General features: G+C 60.4%; 17 protein-coding genes. 11 read left to right on the top strand and 6 right to left on the bottom strand.

Annotation, left to right across the window (positions count from 1 at the left end):
* From J3489_RS35950 to J3489_RS35940, 3 genes are all read right to left on the bottom strand, one after another.
* A partial coding sequence (locus tag J3489_RS35950) for a DHA2 family efflux MFS transporter permease subunit (RefSeq protein WP_374193521.1) occupies positions 1–1357 on the bottom strand: 1357 nt, incomplete at its 3' end.
* Between the two features lie 166 nt (positions 1358–1523).
* Complete coding sequence (locus J3489_RS35945; RefSeq protein ID WP_207005563.1) at positions 1524–1988, bottom strand: transposase; 465 nt, start codon at positions 1986–1988, stop codon at positions 1524–1526.
* 299 nt (positions 1989–2287) lie between these two features.
* Complete coding sequence (locus tag J3489_RS35940; RefSeq protein ID WP_207005562.1) at positions 2288–2680, bottom strand: tautomerase family protein; 393 nt, start codon at positions 2678–2680, stop codon at positions 2288–2290.
* Between the two features lie 312 nt (positions 2681–2992).
* On the opposite strand from J3489_RS35940, the gene J3489_RS35935 reads away from it, so the two are divergent.
* From J3489_RS35935 to J3489_RS35915, 5 genes are all read left to right on the top strand, one after another.
* Positions 2993–3640: a TetR/AcrR family transcriptional regulator gene (locus tag J3489_RS35935; RefSeq protein ID WP_207005561.1), complete on the top strand. Its 648-nt coding sequence runs from the start codon at positions 2993–2995 to the stop codon at positions 3638–3640.
* 20 nt (positions 3641–3660) lie between these two features.
* Positions 3661–5373: an acyl-CoA dehydrogenase family protein gene (locus J3489_RS35930; protein WP_207005560.1), complete on the top strand. Its 1713-nt coding sequence runs from the start codon at positions 3661–3663 to the stop codon at positions 5371–5373.
* A gap of 43 nt (positions 5374–5416) precedes the next feature.
* Positions 5417–6595 (top strand): pyridoxal phosphate-dependent aminotransferase, encoded by a 1179-nt coding sequence (locus J3489_RS35925; RefSeq protein ID WP_207005559.1) that lies wholly within the window; start codon positions 5417–5419, stop codon positions 6593–6595.
* Positions 6596–6643: 48 nt separating this feature from the next.
* On the top strand, positions 6644–7111 hold the full coding sequence (locus tag J3489_RS35920; protein WP_207005558.1) for a YbaK/EbsC family protein: 468 nt from the start codon (positions 6644–6646) through the stop codon (positions 7109–7111).
* Between the two features lie 134 nt (positions 7112–7245).
* Positions 7246–10728, top strand: coding sequence for an indolepyruvate ferredoxin oxidoreductase family protein (locus J3489_RS35915; RefSeq protein WP_207005557.1), 3483 nt, complete (start codon positions 7246–7248; stop codon positions 10726–10728).
* 179 nt (positions 10729–10907) lie between these two features.
* Here the strand turns inward: J3489_RS35915 and J3489_RS35910 are convergent, their stop codons facing one another.
* Genes J3489_RS35910 through J3489_RS35900 form a run of 3 tightly spaced genes read right to left on the bottom strand, consistent with a single transcriptional unit; the run spans position 10908 to position 13323 of the window.
* The gene (locus tag J3489_RS35910; protein ID WP_207005556.1) at positions 10908–11714 is read right to left on the bottom strand and encodes an SDR family NAD(P)-dependent oxidoreductase; all 807 of its coding nucleotides are present in this window, start codon (positions 11712–11714) and stop codon (positions 10908–10910) included.
* Positions 11711–12589, bottom strand: coding sequence for a glutathione-dependent disulfide-bond oxidoreductase (yghU, locus tag J3489_RS35905; RefSeq protein WP_207005555.1), 879 nt, complete (start codon positions 12587–12589; stop codon positions 11711–11713). Before yghU ends, J3489_RS35910 begins: the two co-directional genes overlap by 4 nt.
* 29 nt (positions 12590–12618) lie before the next feature.
* The gene (locus J3489_RS35900) at positions 12619–13323 is read right to left on the bottom strand and encodes a glutathione S-transferase family protein (RefSeq protein WP_207005554.1); all 705 of its coding nucleotides are present in this window, start codon (positions 13321–13323) and stop codon (positions 12619–12621) included.
* 175 nt (positions 13324–13498) lie between these two features.
* On the opposite strand from J3489_RS35900, the gene J3489_RS35895 reads away from it, so the two are divergent.
* The 6 genes from J3489_RS35895 to J3489_RS35870 form a co-directional block, all read left to right on the top strand.
* The gene (locus J3489_RS35895; protein ID WP_207005553.1) at positions 13499–14092 is read left to right on the top strand and encodes a TetR/AcrR family transcriptional regulator; all 594 of its coding nucleotides are present in this window, start codon (positions 13499–13501) and stop codon (positions 14090–14092) included.
* Positions 14093–14525: 433 nt separating this feature from the next.
* Positions 14526–15395, top strand: coding sequence for an AraC family transcriptional regulator (locus tag J3489_RS35890; protein WP_207005552.1), 870 nt, complete (start codon positions 14526–14528; stop codon positions 15393–15395).
* 115 nt (positions 15396–15510) lie between these two features.
* Positions 15511–16359 carry a fumarylacetoacetate hydrolase family protein gene (locus J3489_RS35885; RefSeq protein WP_207005551.1) on the top strand — a complete coding sequence of 283 codons (849 nt, stop codon included), beginning with the start codon at positions 15511–15513 and terminating at the stop codon, positions 16357–16359.
* Positions 16360–16624: 265 nt separating this feature from the next.
* Positions 16625–17392, top strand: coding sequence for a 2-keto-4-pentenoate hydratase (locus tag J3489_RS35880; protein WP_207005550.1), 768 nt, complete (start codon positions 16625–16627; stop codon positions 17390–17392).
* Positions 17393–17447: 55 nt separating this feature from the next.
* Entirely contained in the window at positions 17448–18650 is a 1203-nt protein-coding gene (locus J3489_RS35875) for an amino acid aminotransferase (RefSeq protein ID WP_207005549.1), read from the top strand.
* A 121-nt stretch (positions 18651–18771) separates the two neighbouring features.
* The coding region (locus J3489_RS35870) for an aminotransferase class IV (RefSeq protein ID WP_207005548.1) at positions 18772–18996 on the top strand (225 nt) is incomplete at its 3' end.

Here is an 18996-nt window from a genome sequence, read left to right as displayed (position 1 = left end):
CGAGCGCGTGCACATAGGCCGGATTGTTCACGCTGGTCTGCTCGGCGAGCCGCGCATGGTGCAGGATCGTCCGGTCATTCCAGGTGTTATTGAGGAGCGACGTGCCCACCGCGCCGGCGAAGATCCGCGTGAAGTTCGACAGACCCGCGGCCGCCGGGATCTTCTCGGGCGGCAAGCCCGACAGGATGATCGCCGTGAGCGGCGTGAAGAACACTGCCACGGGGATGCCCTGCAGCAGCGTCGGCAGCACGAGCGTGTAGGGGTCGACGTCCGTGGTGTAGAGCGAGCGCATGAAGAACACGCCCGCAAAGCCGAGGAACGCGAGTGTCGCCAGCACCCGCAAGTCCGACCTCGGCATGATCTTGCCGATCACCGGCGCGAGGATCATCGCGAAGATGCCGAGCGGCGCCGTCACGAGCCCCGCGTCGACGGCCCGGTAGCCCAGATACTCCTGAATCCAGGTGGGCAGAATCACGAGGTTGGCGAAGAAGATCGAGTACGCGACCGATATCGCCACCGTGCCGCCCAGGAAGTTGCGTCTGGTAAAGAGGTGCAGGTCGACGATCGGCTTGGCCTCGGTCAGCTCCCAGATCAGGAAGAACAAGAATGTGATCAGCGCGACGATCGAGAGCACCCAGATCACGGGCGACTCGAACCAGGCGAGATCCTTGCCCTTGTCCAGCATGATTTGCAGCGCGCCCACCCAGACGATGAGCGAGATGAGCCCGACCTTGTCGACCGGCAGCTTGCGCGACGGCGTTTCGCTCTTGCGGTAGAGCGCCCAGATCACCGCAGCGGCGAAGAGGCCGACGGGCACGTTGATATAGAAGATCCACGACCAGCTGTAGTTGTCGGTGATCCAGCCGCCCAAGGCCGGACCGGCGATCGGCCCGACCACTGCGGTCATCGACCACAGCGACAGCGCGCTCGAGCTTTTTTCCCGTGGAAACGAGGCGAGCAAGAGCGACTGCGACAGCGGCACCAGCGGCCCGGCCACCACGCCCTGCAGGATACGCGCCGCGAGCAGCACGGGCAGGCTGGGCGCGAGGCCGCACGCCGCCGACGACAGCACGAACAGCAGGATCGCAACGACGAAAAGCTTCACCTGTCCGACCCGCTGCGTCAGCCAGCCGGTCAGCGGAATCGACACCGCGTTGGCCGCGGCGAACACCGTGATGACCCACGTGCCTTCGTCGACCGACACGCCCAGGTCGCCGGAGATCGTCGGGATCGAGACGTTGGCGATCGACGTGTCCAGCACAAACATGAAGGTGGCGAGGGATACAGCGAACGTGCCAAGTGTGAATTGCCAGCCAGTCAATGGCGCCGGAGCGCTCGCGTGTTTCGGCGGGTTCATGTTGCGTCCTTTAAGGGGGGGTAACGGCCCGCTCTTCTCACTCGATGAGGCGCCCCTAAGGGATTTGCCCGTGGCGCGAATGTGGAGCGGCGACGCCGCTTTTCTCAGAGCTGCCGGCTGCGCACGAGCTCGGGCGCTTTGGGCAACGTCTCCGGCTTGCGTTGAGCTATTTGATCAACTGGTCGTCGTCTGGCCGACGGGCGCCGGACAAAGGACGGGCGAGGCCGCTCAGGGCCATCGTATCGGGGGCGCGCCACGATTCCGGGTTCGTCCAGAACGCGCCGCGCAGGCGGTCGCGGCTGGGCGGCGCCAGCGATTTGACGGCCGCGGTGCCGATGCGGCCGCGCACCGAGATCTGACGTCCGCACGTTGAAAGCCGCTTCACGGTTTCGGCCAGCGTGCCGTCTGCCTGCCACACTTCGAAGCGTCGCCGGCAGGTCGGCGCGGAAGGACAGTGACGTGGCAGCTTCGACCAGCCTTGGCCGGTCGTCAGCACCCAGAGCACGGCATTGAGGACTACGCGCGCGTCTACGCGACGGCGTCCGCGTCGTTCGCCCCGTGCGGGTTCCGCACAGAACAACGCCTCGACTAGCGCCCACTCGTCATCTCTCAAATCGTCGAACAGCATCATGTCCTCACCTTAGTGAAACTAACCTCGGTGCGCCGCGCCGCGCGCTCACGAGACATCCGATAGACGAACGCCGCGTCAGACGACCTTTCGCCGCGAATGATCGAATCGCGGACTGTGGCGGGGGTTGGTAAGGTTTTTCTGTCGACGCTTTAGCGATGTTTCTTCGTACAACTGACGCCGGTTTGAAACTCCACCCTAGGCGTGCTGCTTTGCGAGCTTTCGGGTACGCCGCGCCCCGCTGGGAAAGCGCGACTCGGAGCGGGGCGCTCCGCCGTTATTCGACAAATCGTTGCCGTTCGTCATTCCTTCGGCGCGTATTGCATGTCGCCATTTCCGAAGGACCAGTCTTCGCGTGCGACGTCAACCAGGTTGATGACGATGTCCTGCTTGCGCAGACCAGTCTTTGCGTGAATTCCGTCAGCGATTGCCTTGTAGAAGGCTTTCTTGACATCGATCGTTCGACCGGAATTCCACGTAACCTGGATGAAGACAATACCGGGGGTGTAATCGATACCCAGATAACCTTCGGCCGGGTAGACGAGTTCATCTGACGAGTGCCGGGAAATGACCTGGAACTTATCGTTCTTCGGGACATTCGCGACGTTGAGCATGGCCTCGTATACCGTGTCGCTAACAGCCTTGACCACCTCGGGTTTGGCATCCTTCGAAATATCGATGCGTACGAGTGGCATAGCTCTCTCCTCTATCAATTGCGGCCACGCAGGTCTGCCGTGGGGACTGCGGCATCGCTGATTCTGAACGACTTCCGTTTAGCATAGCCCTCAGTCTGTAATTCCCAAAGCGAATTATAGTCATGAATAATATGCCACATGGGAATTATGATCGTACGACGGCCTCTCGGTAGAGGAGGGCGCTTCCCCAATATCCATGGCGTCTGTCACGGAACGTTCTGAGGTGATGCAGTCTTCGCGCTGACGTGCTTGCACGAAGCAAAAAAATGAACTAGCATTCATTTCATTGGTGAATCTAGATTCATTTCTTTCATGGCCTATCGTCAAACTCCCGCTGTTGAAGCACGCCTGCAGGACAACCGCAGTCGTATCCTGCAAGCCGCCCGCACCCTCGTAAGTGAAGGCGGCTGGATGGAGGCGCAGGTCGCGAGTGTCGCGGCGGCTGCCGGCATAGCCACCGGCACGGTGTACCGGTACTTCCCATCCAAGGCAGAGCTTTTTGCCGAGGTTTTGTCGGCGGTGTCTCAGCGCGAAGTGGATGTGCTGACCGAGATCGCGGATTCGGATGGCACGGCCATCGCCCGGTTGCACTCTGCAGTGGCGACGTTCGTGAGACGTGCCATGCGCAACTCGCGTCTGGCCTACGCGCTTATCGCCGAACCGTGCGACAAAGAGATCGACGAGGCCCGACTGACGTACCGGGCCGCGATCAGCGAGGTGGTCCGTTCGATCATCGCCGACGGGCAGTCGGCCGAAGAAATGAGATCCGATGTCCAGCCTGACATTGCCGCTTCCGTCATCGTGGGAGGGTTCATGGAAGGTCTGATTGGTCCGCTGTCACCGCTGAATCGTCAGCAGCACCATGAGACGGAAATTTACCAGCGTGAAGTGGCCATGCTGGCCGACCAGATCGCCAGACTGGCCTGCACCAGTGTGGCTATTCCACCCCCCACGGTTTGATAACTCGCTTGGAGACTCCGATGAACTATCCGGTCCCGACCGGCATGCTCGAAGTGCCCGCCGATCGCTACAGCACGCACCCTGTTCTCAATCAGGCGCAGCCCGCCAACGGCTTCAATGCCTTCACCGGAGACACGGTGCTCCGCGCAGCCATCGACCGGGAGGCTCCGTGGGCAGCAGGCCGATGCGAAGCACTCGGCGCGCTTGCCGGGGACGAGTATGTGCAGGACTTGGCGCGTCTGTCCAACCGTTACACGCCCGAACTCAAAACTCACGACCGCTTTGGCAATCGCATCGACTGGGTCGAGTTCCACCCGAGCTGGCATGAACTGATGTCGCTCGCATGGAAACACGAGGTACCTAATCTCGCTTGGCGCACCAACGAGAAGAACGGCCACTTCGCCCGTGCTGTGCTGTCCTACCTCTGGAATCAAGTCGAGCAGGGCAGTGCTTGCCCTACAGGGATGGCCTACGCCTCCCACGCCGGTTTTGAAGCCGAGCCGGCACTCGCCATTTGGGCGGAAAAGTCCAAAGGCACGAGTTACGAATTCAGCCGCCGCGAAGTGGGCGACAAACCGTCGGTCGTGATCGGGTATGCAATGACCGAGAAGCAAGGTGGCTCGGATCTGCGCGAAACGCAGACCACTGCACGCTACTCGCATTCGGATGACTACCACGGCGCAACGGCGCATTGGTACGAGCTGACCGGCCACAAATGGTTCTGCTCCGTGCCGCAGTCTGACGGGTTCTTTACGCTGGCGAAGGTCAATGGTGATGTCACCTGCTTCTTCCTGCCGCGCACGTTGCCGGATGGAAGTTACAACCGATTTTTCGTGCAACGGCTCAAGGACAAGTGCGGCAACAAGTCCAATGCGTCCAGCGAGGTGGAATACGCGGGAACGCTGGCTATCCGCGTCGGCGAGGAAGGTCGTGGCATTCGGGAAATCCTCTCCCATTCTCATCTGACTCGGCTGGACTTTGCGATCGGCTCTGCCGGCCTGATGCGCCAGTCACTGACCCTGGCACTGCGGCACACCACGACCCGTAATGCTTTCGGCACGACAATTGCGGATCGGCCGATGATGACCAACGTGCTGGCGGATCTGGCCGTGGAAGTCGAAGCGTCCACGCTGATGGCCCTGCGCGTGGCCAAGGCTACGGACCTGATGGCGGCAAGCGAGCACGAAAAGCTGCTGGCCCGTGTGGCCACGCCAGCGGCCAAGTTCTTCAACTGCTCGCGTGCGCCCTCCATCGCCTACGAGGCACTTCAGTGCCATGGCGGAAATGGTTTCATCGAGGAAAACCCGATGGCGCGCTTGTATCGCGAAGCGCCGCTCAACAGTGTCTGGGAGGGAACGGCCAACATGATGTGCATGGACGTTCGCCGCGCCATGATGAAGGACTCCGGCACGATCCACGCTCTGCTCGATGAAGTCGCGCCTCTGGCCGGCCAGGACACGCGATTCGATGCCTTGGTGCAGCATGCCGAGCGCCTGATGCGTGCGGCGGTGGGCAATGAGTTTCTCGCTCGTCCAATGACCGAGGTGGTCGCGCGTGTTCTTCAGGGTGCCGAACTGTTGCGGCACAGCACCCAGGAGGTGGTGGACGTGTTCCTGAACACTCGCAGCCCGAACGGCACCGGCTCGTGGGGTTCGCACTATGGAACGCTGGCCGTGACCGTCAGCCAGCCCGCGGCGCAGAAAGTCGTGCGGCGGGCCATGGTTACCTGCTAACAGCTTGGGTGTCGGGCGAGAATCTGCATATCTATCACGCACTATGAAAATATCTCAACGCGCACAATCCATCGCTCCGTTCTTTGCAATGGAATTCGGCAAACACGCTGCGGCCTTGGAAGCGCAGGGGCGCGACATCATCAAGCTCAACATCGGGGAACCCGACTTTGGGGCGCCTCCTGCCGTGATCCAGGCTGCGCGCAATTTGATGGATGGCAGATCGCTCGCGTACACCTCGGCACTTGGCATACCCGAGCTGCGTGAAGCCATCGCCGGCTTTTATCGGAATGCTCATGGAGTCAACGTCGCCCCGGCCAGGATTGTCGTTACTGCTGGGGCCTCGGCGGCGTTGCTGCTGGTCACGGCGGCTCTGGTCAATCCTGGCGACGAAGCGATTGTGGGTGATCCATCCTATCCCTGCAACCGTCAGTTCCTTAGCAGCTTCGGTGCACACGTCAAGCTCGTGGCGACCGATGCGGCCACACGATACCAATTGGACGCCGCGGCCGTACGCGCAAACTGGACGGAGAAAACAAGTGGGCTGTTGATCGCCACCCCGTCCAATCCGACGGGCACATCAATTCCATCGAGCGAGTTGAACGCAATTTGCGAGTGGGCGCGCAGCAATGACGCTTGGCGCATTGTGGACGAGATCTACTTGAACTTGTCCGATCCCGACTCGCAAGGGCGTTCACCTCAGACCGTCCTGTCGTTCGATCCTGATGCGATCGTTATCAACAGCTTTTCGAAATACTTTGGCATGACGGGTTGGCGTCTCGGTTGGTGTGTCGTACCCGACGCTTTGGTTCCGACTATGGAGCGACTCGCTCAGAATTACTACATCTGTCCCTCGACACTAGCGCAGCAAGCGGCATTGGCGTGTTTCACGCCAGAGTCGTTGGCTGTCTGCGAGGCAAGACGGATCGAGCTCGTCCAGCGACGCGCGCTAGTGCTTGAAGGTCTTGCGCGCATCGGCCTGCCTGTTTCAGCTCCACCCGATGGGGCGTTCTTTGTCTATTTCGACGTGAGCCGCACCGGGCTGACTTCATGGCAATTCTGCGAACGTGCTCTTCGAGATGCCCATGTCGCATTGACACCCGGAAAGGATTTCGGCCACTGCGGCGCGGACACCCACGTTCGCCTGTCGTACGCGGCATCCGCCAGCAGCCTGAAGGAAGCCATCGAGCGCCTTGGGGGATTGATGAACCGTCTCAAGGCGTGAGCGGGCGAACGCTCCATCACACACAACGCGATATCAGAGAGTCAGAACATGAGTTTGCAATCCGTCCGCGCATTTCTGTCCGCACATGCGCCTGATCTTGAGATTCTGGAAAAACCAACGAGTACAGCGACGGTAGCAGAGGCTGCCCAGGCGCACGGCGTAGAGCCTGCACAGATTGCGAAGACGCTCTCGCTGTGGCTGAAAGATGAGGTCATCTTGCTCATGCTCGGCGGTGACGCAAAGATTGACAACCGGAAGTTCAAGGATCAGTTCAAGGGCAAGGCCAAGATGCTCAGCGCCGACGAGGTCGTCGAGTGGACAAGTCACCCGGTGGGAGGCGTGTGTCCGTTTGGTTTGCCGCACAAACTGAAAATCTTTGCTGACGTGACGTTGAAGAAGTTCGATATCGTCCTGCCGGCGGCTGGCGCTACCAACGCCGCACTTCGGATCGCTCCCGATCGCCTGATTCAGCTCGTCCGCGCAGAGTGGGTTGACGTGGCGCAAAGTCAGGCTTAGGTCGGGTCTATCCGATTAAAAAGTTTGACGGTCAATGCAGTCCATTCGGATGTCGCAGTAAGCGACCGTTACGGCCAAAAAAAGTACAAGTGTTATTTCGATATACGAGATAAATGCATGTAAGGAGCGGGTTCATGAAGGTCCATGAGGAAGACAAGCTGAACGAGACGTCAAAGCGAACAGAGTTGACGCTCGACGACAAGTATTCGTCGGATCAAGGCTCGGCCTATATGACCGGAATCCAGGCCCTGGTACGTCTTGCGCTTGCCCAAAATCGGCGCGACGCCGCCAACGGATTAAGGACCGCGGGCTTCGTTTCGGGATACCGCGGTTCGCCGCTAGGCAACCTGGATACGGCACTGTGGCAGGCCGGAAAGCATTTGAAAAAGCACGAAATTGTTTTCCAGGCCGGCGTGAATGAAGACCTCGCGGCGACCGCCGTATGGGGGAGTCAGCAGGCGCAGCTTGCCGGACAGGGGAAATATGATGGCGTCGTGGGGTGGTGGTACGGCAAGGGACCCGGTGTTGACCGGTCGGGTGACGTTCTTCGACATGCGAATCTTGCCGGCACTGCAGAACACGGAGGCGTCGTCGCGCTTTACGGCGACGACCATTCGTGCAAGTCGTCGAGCATCCCGCATCAGTCGGAACACGTAATGATGGGCTGCGCAGTCCCCATTTTCTATCCGACTTCTGTACAGGAAATACTCGACTTCGGCGTCCATGCTGTAGCAATGTCACGCGCCACGGGATTGTGGACGTCCATGAAGCTCGTGAGCGAGATTGTTGAGACCTCGGCATCGGTTGACGTCAATCTTCGGCGAGTGGCGCCGAACGTCGCGCTCGATGCGCAGATTCCTTCGGGTGGTTTCAATATCCGTTGGCCAGACCGTTCCCTCGCGCAGGAGGAGCGTCTCTATCAGTACAAGCTGCCTGCTGCTCTCGAATATGCGCGCGCCAATGCGATCAACGAGGTCACATGGCCGTGTGCAAATGCGCGAATTGGGATTGCGGCGAGCGGCAAAGGCTATCTTGACACCGTCGAAGCTCTCAGGCTCCTCGGTCTCGAAGGGGAACCCGCGCGGCGTATCGGACTTCGCCTATTTCGCGTTGGCATGATCTGGCCGCTCGAGCCGGCCGGCTTGCGCGTGTTTGCCGCAGGCCTTCAAGAACTCATCGTTGTCGAGGAAAAGCGTCCAATTCTTGAAGCACAAATCAAGGACGAACTGTACGCACTGCCGGACTATCTGCGTCCGCGCGTCATCGGCAAGTCAACGGATGGGCACGGCGAATGGAGTACTCCCCGCGGTGAGGCGCCACTGATCAGTCACTACGAGCTTCAACCAGAACCCATCGCCAGGATGCTGGCTGCGAGGCTGCTCCGCTTCGAATTGCCGGAAGACATCCGACAGCATATTGAGCAGCGTCTTTTGCAGATCGACTATGCCGAGCGCGAGTCCCGTAAAGTCATTGATATTGCGGAACGCAAGGCCTACTTTTGTAGCGGTTGCCCCCACAATACCTCGACGGTCGTACCGAGTGGCAGCCGCTCACTGGGTGGGATCGGGTGCCACTTCCTGACGCTGACTATGGATCGGCGGACTGAAACCTTTACGCAGATGGGGGGCGAAGGCGCGAACTGGGTGGGAACCGCACCGTTCACCAAAGAACCTCACGTCTTCACCAACTTGGGGGACGGCACGTATTTCCACTCCGGATACTTGGCCATCAGACAGGCTGTGGCGGCAAAGGTGAACATCACCTACAAGATCCTGTATAACGACGCGGTCGGTATGACAGGGGGGCAGCACGTCGATGGTCGGCTCGGCGTCGCTCGATTGACCCGACAACTGGCGGCCGAGGGCGTTGGGGCGCAAATCGTCGTCAGTGATGAACCTGGCCTGATTAGCGCCGATGGGCTCGCACCCGGTGTAACGGTGCGCCACCGGAGTGAACTGGACGCGGTGCAGCGATACCTGCGTGACGTTCCCGGCGTTACCGCGCTGATCTACGCTCAAACCTGTGCCAGCGAAAAGCGTCGGCGGCGAAAGAGGAACGAGTATCCGGATCCCGACGAACGAGTCTTCATCAACAGTGAGGTATGCGAAGGATGTGGGGACTGTTCAAAGAAGTCGAATTGCCTATCCGTTGAGCCGTTCGAGACGCCTCTCGGCACCAAGCGACAGGTCAATCAGAGTAGTTGCAACAAAGACTTCTCATGTGTCGACGGGTTCTGTCCGAGTTTCGTGACCGTCCATACTCGAGACGTGAAGCGACCAGCCCAATTTGCCGGATTGCCGGAAGGGTGGCCGGTCGCGCCACGCACGCCGGCGCTCGACACACCATTTCGCATTGTCGTCGCTGGTGTGGGTGGCACTGGCGTGGTGACGATCGGCGCGCTTCTTGGTACCGCGGCGCACCTCGAAGGAAAAGCGACGCGCGTCATGGACATGGCCGGCATGGCCCAGAAGGGAGGCACTGTCTACTCGTACGTTCAGCTTGCGCTGAAGGACGAAGCGATTTCAGCGACTCGGGTAGCGGCCGGGCAATGCGATCTCCTGATCGGCGCCGACGCCGTGGTCGCGGGAAGCAGCTCAACCCTCTCTCGGCTGCGCCCCGATGGACTCGCAATCGTGAACGAGGACGGTTCGCCTACGTCGGAGTTCATTCGTTCGCGCGACTGGTCTGCACCAGTCAAAGACCTCCTCGGACGGCTTCGTGGCAAGGTGCACGCGGGAAGCGTTGTAGCAGCGCCCGCTGCCCGGCTGGCCACGCGCATACTCGGCGACGCGATCTTCGCCAATCTGATGCTGCTCGGAATGGCGTGGCAAGCAGGTCGAATCCCACTCGCTCGCGAGAGTATCGAACGCGCCATTGAACTCAACGGAACTGCCGTCGCGAAAAATCTCGAGGCATTCAGAGTAGGCTGCCATCTGATATCCGCCCCGACTCTGGCGCGCTCGCTCCTCGCGGAAGAAGCATTGGTGCCGGTCTCACAATCACTTTCCGATTTGATCGACGACCGCGCAATCCGCCTCAAGGAATATTGGAATGCGGGGTATGCAAACCAATATCGCAGTCTGCTCGAGCAGGCCGGCCGTCAAGTGCCGGATACCTTGATGACGACTCTGGCGACGCAGCTTTATCGGGTTATGGCCTATAAGGACGAGTACGAGGTCGCGCGCATGCTCGTGTCGGCGGACTTCCGCAAGTCGATCGAGGACAGATTCGGGGCGGGTGTCCGCTTGAGCTATCACCTTGCTCCTCCGACGCTCGGTACCGGGAAGGACGTCAAAAAGCGTCAATACGGACAATGGATTCGATGGCCGATGTCTGTCCTCGGCCGGATGCAATGGCTTCGTGAGACGCCGCTTGACCCGTTCGGCCGTAATGAGGAGCGCCGGAGAGAACGCGAATGGAGGAATCTGTATATGGCTTTCGTTGAGTCCCTTGGCTCCCGGGCGGCCACCACGTTCGACATGTCGGTGGCCCACGAAATAGCAAAGCTGCCGGCAGAGGTTCGCGGCTTTGGGCACGTGAAAATGCAAGCGATGGACATCGCATCGCGACGCTGGACAGCGCTCGCAGCCCGCCTCGAGTCGAGCGCTAATCAATAGCCGCGAAGTGTCGAAGGCAAGTCTGTGATGGTGCGCGCTCAGACAGATCACATCATCAAATGTCTCGATCGGTTGCCGGGCTTGTTGAAGCAGATGCACACCGGCTGAGCGGCAACCGCGCGGTTTGCTCCGCGCGGCCGAATTACGCCACTGCCGGCGCCGCATGAAGCAGTATTCGCTCAGAGCGCCGAATGGTCCTTCACCGCCTCTTCCAGGGCCGGCTTCAGGCCCAGGAACCGCTCGTCGACGGCCGCCGGGTCGTCGCGATTGAGCGCGATCATACGAGCCCGCGCCTCGCCGCCGCGGATGACCTCGAAGGCGTCCGTCTTGATACCCTCGACGATGGCGTCGGCCACGGCAGAGGCCGGCTCGCGCGCGAAACCCAGATCTGGCCCGGCGCGATTCGATTTCATCATCGGCGTGTCGGTGCCGCCGGGAAAGGCGGTCAAGACATGGATGCCTTCGCCTTTCAGTTCGCGCCGGAGTGCCTCGCCGAACCGGCCGAGCCCGGCTTTGGTCGCGGCATAGGTCGCGTAGAACGGTGCGCCGATCAAGGCGATGCCGGAGGCGATGTTCACAATCGTTGCATCGCCGCTCGCCCGCAGTGCCGGCAACGCCGCCTGTGTCAACAGGATCGGCGCGACGAGGTTGACATCGATCATGGCCTGCAGTTCGGCCTCGGGAATCGTTTCAAGGCGCCCGGCCCTGACGCCCCCGGCGTTGTTCACGAGGATGTCGAGCCCGCCAAGCGCGGCGACGGCCTGCTCGATCGTCGCCGCGCGGCCATCGGGCGTCGCTAGGTCGGCGGCGATGCTCGAGACGGACGGGGCGGTTTGTTGCAGCGCCCGCAGCGCGTGCGCGAGGGCGTCGGGGCGCCGGCCGGTGACGGCCACTTTCGCGCCCCTGGAGAGGAGCGCGTGCGCGAGCGCGAGGCCGATGCCGCTCGAGCCGCCGGTGATCAGGACACGTTTGTCTTCAATCTTCAAGACTCTGCTCCTGCGAGCTTGTCCTGAGTCTTAGTGTCGAAATCGCTCGTGTCGTGGCGCTCGTGCAGCTGCTCCGACGGCGCTCCGCTCGTACGGTTCACCATGCGGCCGCGCCTGACCGCCGGCCGCGCCAGGACGGCCTCGGCCCAGCGCTGCACGTTCTTGTAGTCCTGCACGCTCAAGAACTCCGCCGCCCCGTACTGCCAACCCTTGACGAGCCCGCCATACCAGGGAAAGGTCGCGATGTCGGCGATCGTGTAGTCGCTGCCGGCGAGGTATTCGCTCTCGGCGAGGCGCCGGTCGAGCACGTCGAGCTGGCGCTTCACCTCCATGGCGAAGCGATCGATCGCGTATTCGATCTTGGTCGGCGCGTAGGCATAGAAGTGGCCGAGTCCGCCGCCCAGATAGGGGGTGCTGCCCATCTGCCAGAACAGCCAGCTCAGCGTCTCGGTGCGCGCTGCGACGTCCGTCGGGAGGAAGGCGCCGAACTTTTCCGCCAGATACAGCAGGATCGAGCCCGACTCGAACACGCGGATCGGCTTCGGGCCGCTGTGGTCCACTAGGGCCGGGATCTTCGAGTTGGGGTTGACCGCCACGAAACCGCTGCCGAACTGGTCGCCGTCGCCGATCTTGATCAGCCAGGCGTCATACTCGGCGCCGGCATGGCCCAGGGCCAGCAGTTCTTCCAGCATGGTCGTGACCTTGACGCCGTTGGGCGTGCCCTGCGAGTAGAGCTGGAGTGGGTGCCGGCCGACAGGCAGCGCCTTGTCATGCGTCGGCCCGGCGATCGGCCGGTTGGTACTCGCAAAGGCGCCGCCGTTGGGCTTGGTCCACGTCCAGACCTTCGGGGGCGTGTAGTCGAGGGAGTCCGCCATAGTCTCTCCTGAATGGGTTCGGGGCCGGCTCAGGCGGCCGCGGGATAGTTGGACGGGAAGAGCGCGCGCTTGGTCTCTTCGTCATTAGTCTTCTTGAACGGGTGGCCCTCGCCGACGGCGCGCGCGCGGGCGACGGCCGGCCGCGCATCGACGGTCTCGAAAAGCCGCTTGAGGTTAGGGAACGGCCCGAGAGGGTCGTCCGCGTCTTTGCGTACGCGCGAAGCGCGGTCGAGCCATCCCCAGGCCGAAATGTCTGCGATGGTGAACGTTTCGCCGACGATGTACGTCCGCCCTTCGAGGTGATCGTTCAGCACCTCGTAATGACGCTCGGCTTCGCGCCGGTAGCGGTTCACCGCATAGTCGAGGCCTGCCGGCGCGGCGAACTGGAAGTGCACGGCTTGGCCGGAGAACGGGCCGAGACCGGATGCGAGAAAGAGGAGCCAGGAAAGCAGCGCTGGCCGGTCTTCCGCAGAGCCGAGGAACTTGCCGGTCTTCTCCGCCAGATAGAGCAGGATCGCCGTGGAGTCGAATACGCGCGCCTCCTTGCCGGCCGGTCCCTCTGTGTCGACGATGGCCGGCACCTTGCCGTTGGGGCTGATGGCACGGAAGGCTGGCGCGTGCTGCTCGCCCTTGCTGGTATCGACCGGGATCACCTCGTAAGCGAGGCCCGCCTCTTCAAGAAAGAGAGCGATCTTCGCCGGGTTCGGAGTGGGATGGAAATAAAAACGGATCATGGCGGCCATCTCAGGTTTGGTTTGCGAAGCGGTTTGATTGCGTGGTGCGCTCGCGCGGGTTCGTACGCAAGGCCACGTTCAGCGTGTGGCTTTGAGTTTTAGAACAGTCATTCTATAATGAAGCATTGCAGCGAGGACGGCAAGCTCGCTGAGCCATGACGGGATCGGATAAGGGATGGCGAGACCGAGAGAATTCGACGAGGCCGCGGCCTTGGACGCGACGGTCCAGTGTTTTTGGAGCCGCGGTTATGAGGCGACCTCGGTGAAAGACCTGATCGATACGACGGGACTTACCGCTGCCAGCCTCTACAACGCCTACGGCGACAAGCGCGGACTTTTCAGAGCAGCGCTCGATCACTACGTCGAGAGCAGCGTGATGGCGCGCATACGGCGCTGCGAAGCGCTCCCGCCTCGTCAGGCCATTGGCGCCTTTTTCGACGAAATCCTGAGCCGCTCGTTGAATGATGGCGAGCACAAAGGCTGCATGCTCGTGAATTCAGCCCTGGAAATGGCACCGCATGATCCCGAATTCCGGAAAAGCATCGCTGGCGCTCTCGCTCGCATCGAAAGTTTTTTCCTCCATTGCATCAACGCGGGCCAGGTCGACGGAACCATCACGCGGTCGCAGCCCGCGGAAGTGCTCGCTCGGCATCTCCTCGGCGTGCTCATGGGCGTTCGCGTCCTGGCTCGGGTTCGCCCCGAAAGAACCCTGTTGGAAGGCGTGATTGCGCCAGCTCTTGCCCTGATGAGGGGCGGCCGTGACTCGTGAATATCCGAAGCTTCAGATCTTCACGATTACCCGCTGCGGCAGATCAAGCGATGCGACGTACGGATGGACTCCGGTATTTCGCAACGCTTGAACCTCTAGAGCCCTTTCGCATACGTCAAGGTCATGCCGACGTCTGAACTGCGAGTGACGCGATCCGGCCATGACGTACTGCCGGCGGCGGCAACGACGACGGGCACGCCACGGAGTGCCGGCCTATCATGATGTATCGGAACCCGGGTGTCTGGGCGGCCGTGGCGATGTACCGGTGCGCCGCCGTATCGCAGGCAGCGAAAAACCGCAATTTCTTACAAAAGCGCAGAGGTTGCCTGCCGCAGGATTCGGATTTGCCGCTGTTCACTCTGCCGGAACCGGCGCTGCGCGTCGCCGACTGGCCGTATTCGCCAGGCTGACGGAACGCGCAAGAGGGGTTTTCGTGTCAAGGAAGAGTTGGAATTTCAGCAGCGACGGGCGCCCGGAGGCGTCGCGTTCGCCGAACGTCGCGAAGCTGTGGCGAGAGCCTTCGTTCGGCAACGCCGAGATGCTGCGCGCGGCGTATCGAACGCACCGGTTTCCGCCGCATTCGCACGACGAATTCGCGATCGGGTTCATCGAGCGCGGCGCGCAGGATTTCATCTACGTGGCCGGCGAAAGGGTAGTGATGCCGCAGGGTAGGATTTGCGTGGTGAATCCCGGCGCGGCACACGAGGGCGGCCCGGCGACAGAGTCCGGCTGGGATTACCGGATGCTGTACATCGGCAGGTCGAGTCTCGAGGGGCTTCTCATGGATGCCGATGGCAACCGGATCGCCCGCGATCTGCATTTTCCCGATACCGTCATCGACGATCCCGAAACGCTACAACTCATCCAGCACGCGCATGCGTGTTCGGAATCGATGGACGCGACGCGCCTCGAGGTCGGGTCCCGGCTGACCGGCGCGATATTCCAGCTGGCAATCCGGCACGGACGGAAATCGCAGCGTGTGCAGCTCGGCGCGACGATCCCGGGCGCCGTCAAGCGCGCGCGCGACTATATCGACGCGCATGTCGCGGCCAATCCGTCATTGGACGTGCTCGCCGAGGTCGCGGGCGTCAGCGCGTTCCACCTGTTGCGCGAATTCAAGAAGGCGTTCGGTTTCGCGCCGCACGGGTATCTGATCCAGCGCCGGGTGGAGCTGGCGAAGCACCTGCTGCTGAAGGGAAAACCGCTTCGGCGCGTGGCCATCGAAGTCGGCTATTCCGACCAAGGGCATCTGAGTCGCGAATTCAGCCGGTTCTTCGGCGTTCCTCCGAGCGCGACGCGGTAGTGCCCATTGTCGGATTGCTCGGCCGTCCTGCAATCGGAAGTCAATTTTGTACAAATTCCGGCGCCAGCCCGCGTCTAGCATCCGAACAATTTCTCCCTACGTCGAGGAACACACAGTGAAGCTAGTTCGATATGGCGAATATGGCGCCGAGAAGCCGGGTCTGATCGACGAGGCAGGGCGGCTGCGGGACCTGAGCGGCGAAGTCGAGGACATCGAAGGCGTCACGCTCGACCGCGCATCGCTCGCGCGGCTGCGATCGCTCGACGCCGGAACACTGCCGATCGTCGGCGGCGCCCCGCGATTCGGATGCCCGGTCGCGGACGTCGGAAAGTTCGTCGCAATCGGTCTCAACTATACCGATCACGCGATCGAGGCGAAGATGCCGATTCCGTCGGAGCCGATCGTCTTCATGAAGGCGACCAGCTCGATTCAAGGGCCCGACGACGACATCATGCTGCCGCGCGGTTCGACGAAGACTGATTGGGAAGTCGAGCTCGGCATCGTCATCGGGACGCGCGCACGATATGTGTCGGTCGACGACGCCCTCGATCATGTGGCCGGCTACGCGATCGTCAACGACGTCGGTGAGCGAGAGTACCAGCTCGAGCGCGGGAGCCAGTGGGACAAGGGCAAGGGATGCGACACGTTCGGCCCGATCGGCCCGTATCTGGTCACGGCGGACGAGGTCGGCGATCCACAAAATCTGGATCTCTGGCTGGACGTGAACGGCGTGCGCAAGCAGATCGGCAATACGCGGACGATGATTTTCGGCGTCGCACAAATCGTCAGCCATCTGAGCGAATTCATGACATTGCTTCCGGGCGACGTGATCACGACGGGCACGCCGCCCGGCGTCGGCATGGGATTCAATCCACCTCAGTTCCTGAAGGCCGGCGACGTCGTCACGCTGGGAGTCGAAAAGCTCGGCACGCAGCGTCAGGTTGTTGTCGCGTTCGCACGATAGCACCGGGCGGCGGCCTCGAACCGCGAGGCCGCCGCCGGATGTTTCGGCACCAGCGCTCCGTGAATTGCAAACAGGATACCGTCCTCATCGACTAACGCTGCTTTCACCGATCTTGCGGATTAAAGAGCAATTTTCTCCAAAGATAGTTTCCGCTATCGGAGGACAATCTTTTCCGTCAATCTGCCAATGCCGGTACGGTCCCCCCTTGTGCTAAACCCGATACGGGAATAGTGGGCAGACTAAAGTAAAACATCAGGAGAACAGAATGAACGAATCGCGGAACGCTTTCAATGATTTCTGGGATGCGGCATGGAACTCCCGTCCGACTCCGCGTCAATGGTGCGGAAAGCTGTCTCCCGAGGAAGGATACGCTGTGCAGTTGGATGTGGGAGACCGCTACGCCGACCACGGCGTTCGCCGGTTCGGATGGAAGGTCGGAGCTCCCAGCAAGGCAGTTCAGAAGCAGCTTGGCTTGACCGAGCCCGTCTACGGCACAGTGTTCGAAAAAAACGTGCATTGGGCTAATGCCGTACTGGCTATCGATACGCTAATCGGACCGCATATCGAATGCGAACTCGCCTTCCGGTTAAACAGCAAGATCCAAACGGCCAAAAATCTCGACGATGTTGCTTCGGCTGTGGGTTTCGTTTATCCGGCCTTTGAATACATCGAGAAACGCGTGCCAATGTCGGATCTGGGTGTCGCTATTGCCGACAACTCTGAACATACCGGAATCGTGCTTGGCCGGCCAATCAGACCGGAAGTCGACTTTGACTACAGCCGTGTCGTCTGCAAACAGTTTTTTAACGGAATAGAGCGGGCGTCCGCCACGGGGGCGGTGATCATGGAAGGCAATCCGCTCGGTTCAATCCTTTGGATGAAGAAGATTCTCGAGAAACACGGACGTCAACTAGGCGATGGCGATCTCGTCATGACAGGGTCTTTTATCCGGCAAACGCCGATCGCTCCCGGCGATGTCGTCAGGGCCGAATTCTCAGGCGTCGGCTCTGTTCAGGTGACCATCGCGCGCTAGAGGGTTTCAACGTCGTCTCATCGCTGTCTTGCCTTTCTTTCAAACCGGAGCAGTCATGTTCTCCAAAATTCCACTTCACCACGGCGACCCCATAACCGGCCTGACAGAGAGGTACATCCGCGACGAGCGGCCAGCCAAAGTGAATCTGGGCATTGGAATTTACCAGGATAACGAGGGAAAAGTCCCTGTCCTTGAAACAGTTCGTGCCGCGGCTAGCCGAGTGAATGCAGGTGATCTCCCGTCACCTTATCCTCCGGTTGACGGCGACGCCACGTATCGCACCGAGACAGGCCGCTTCCTGCTTGGTTCGGCGTTCGAAACGCTTCGGGATTCGCTGGCAATCGTTCAAACGGTGGGCGGAAGTGCTGCGCTCAGAGTCGGCGCTGAATTCCTCAAACAGTTTTTCCCCGGAAATTCGGTTCAAGTCAGTGATCCGACGTGGCACAACCACATTGGATTCTTTGAGGGAGCGGGGTGGGAGGTAAATCGATATCGCTATTTCAATCCTAGGGACCGGGCGCTGGACTTCGAAGGTATGCTCGAGGATTTACATAGCTTGAAGAAAAATGACATCGTGCTACTACATCCCTGTTGCCATAATCCGACCGGTGTGGACCCTAACCAGGAGCAATGGCGTGAGATACTTGATGTCATTCAGTCTCGAGAGTTGATTCCATTCGTTGATCTGGCTTATCCGGGATTTGGAGATGGGCTCGAGAATGATCTGTTCGTGGTCCAGGATCTCGCCCGACGTGGCATCGACTTCGTCGTCAGTGGAACTTACTCCAAGGTATTTTCGTTGTATGGCGAGCGATGCGGTTTTCTTATGATCAAGTGCTCTGGAGATGAGGAGGCGGGAAATGTCCTGAGTCAGCTGAAGACCATCATATCCAGAAATTACATCTGGTCTCCGCAATATGGCAGTAGGCTGGTCTCTTCAGTGCTTTCAGACGCCGAATTGAGAAATCAGTGGATAGTTGAAGTCGATGCCATGCGGTCCCGCTTGGTTGACGTGCGCTCAAGCTTGCACGGTGCTTTACACGGTGCTCTACCTGACCAGGATTTCTCGCACATAGTTGAACAACGTGGAATTTTCGCCTACACGGGGCTTACAGAGCGGCACGCCGAGGCCCTCGAGAGGGATTTTGGAGTGTACATCATGACGACCGGACGTATTTGCATAGCATCGCTCAACGACAGGAACTTGCCCTACGTTGCGGATGCGTTCTCGCAGGTCATTGCAGATGTTCCTCTCTGATGGGGTTCTGGTGCACATAGTCGATTGATACCGCCAGAAGAAGACTGTTTCACTGAGGTGCACACAGCGTATGCGTATAGTCTATGTGAATGGACGATTTGTTCCCGAATCCGAAGCCGCCGTGTCGATCTTCGACCGCGGCTTCACAATGGGAGACGGCGTCTACGAAGTGACCTCCGTGATGCAGGGACGCATGCTCGAGTTCGACGCACATATGGCGCGTTTGATGAGATTCCTGAACGAAGTGGGAATGGTGCTCGATACGAGTGCGACGCGCCTCAAGGAGATCCACGAAGAGCTGATCTCACTAAACAAGCTCGACGATGGGCTTGTTTATCTGCAGGTG

The sequence above is a fragment of the Trinickia mobilis genome (assembly GCF_017315705.1).
Classification (GTDB): domain Bacteria; phylum Pseudomonadota; class Gammaproteobacteria; order Burkholderiales; family Burkholderiaceae; genus Trinickia_A; species Trinickia_A mobilis.
This window is presented reverse-complemented; position numbering and strand designations above follow the sequence as displayed.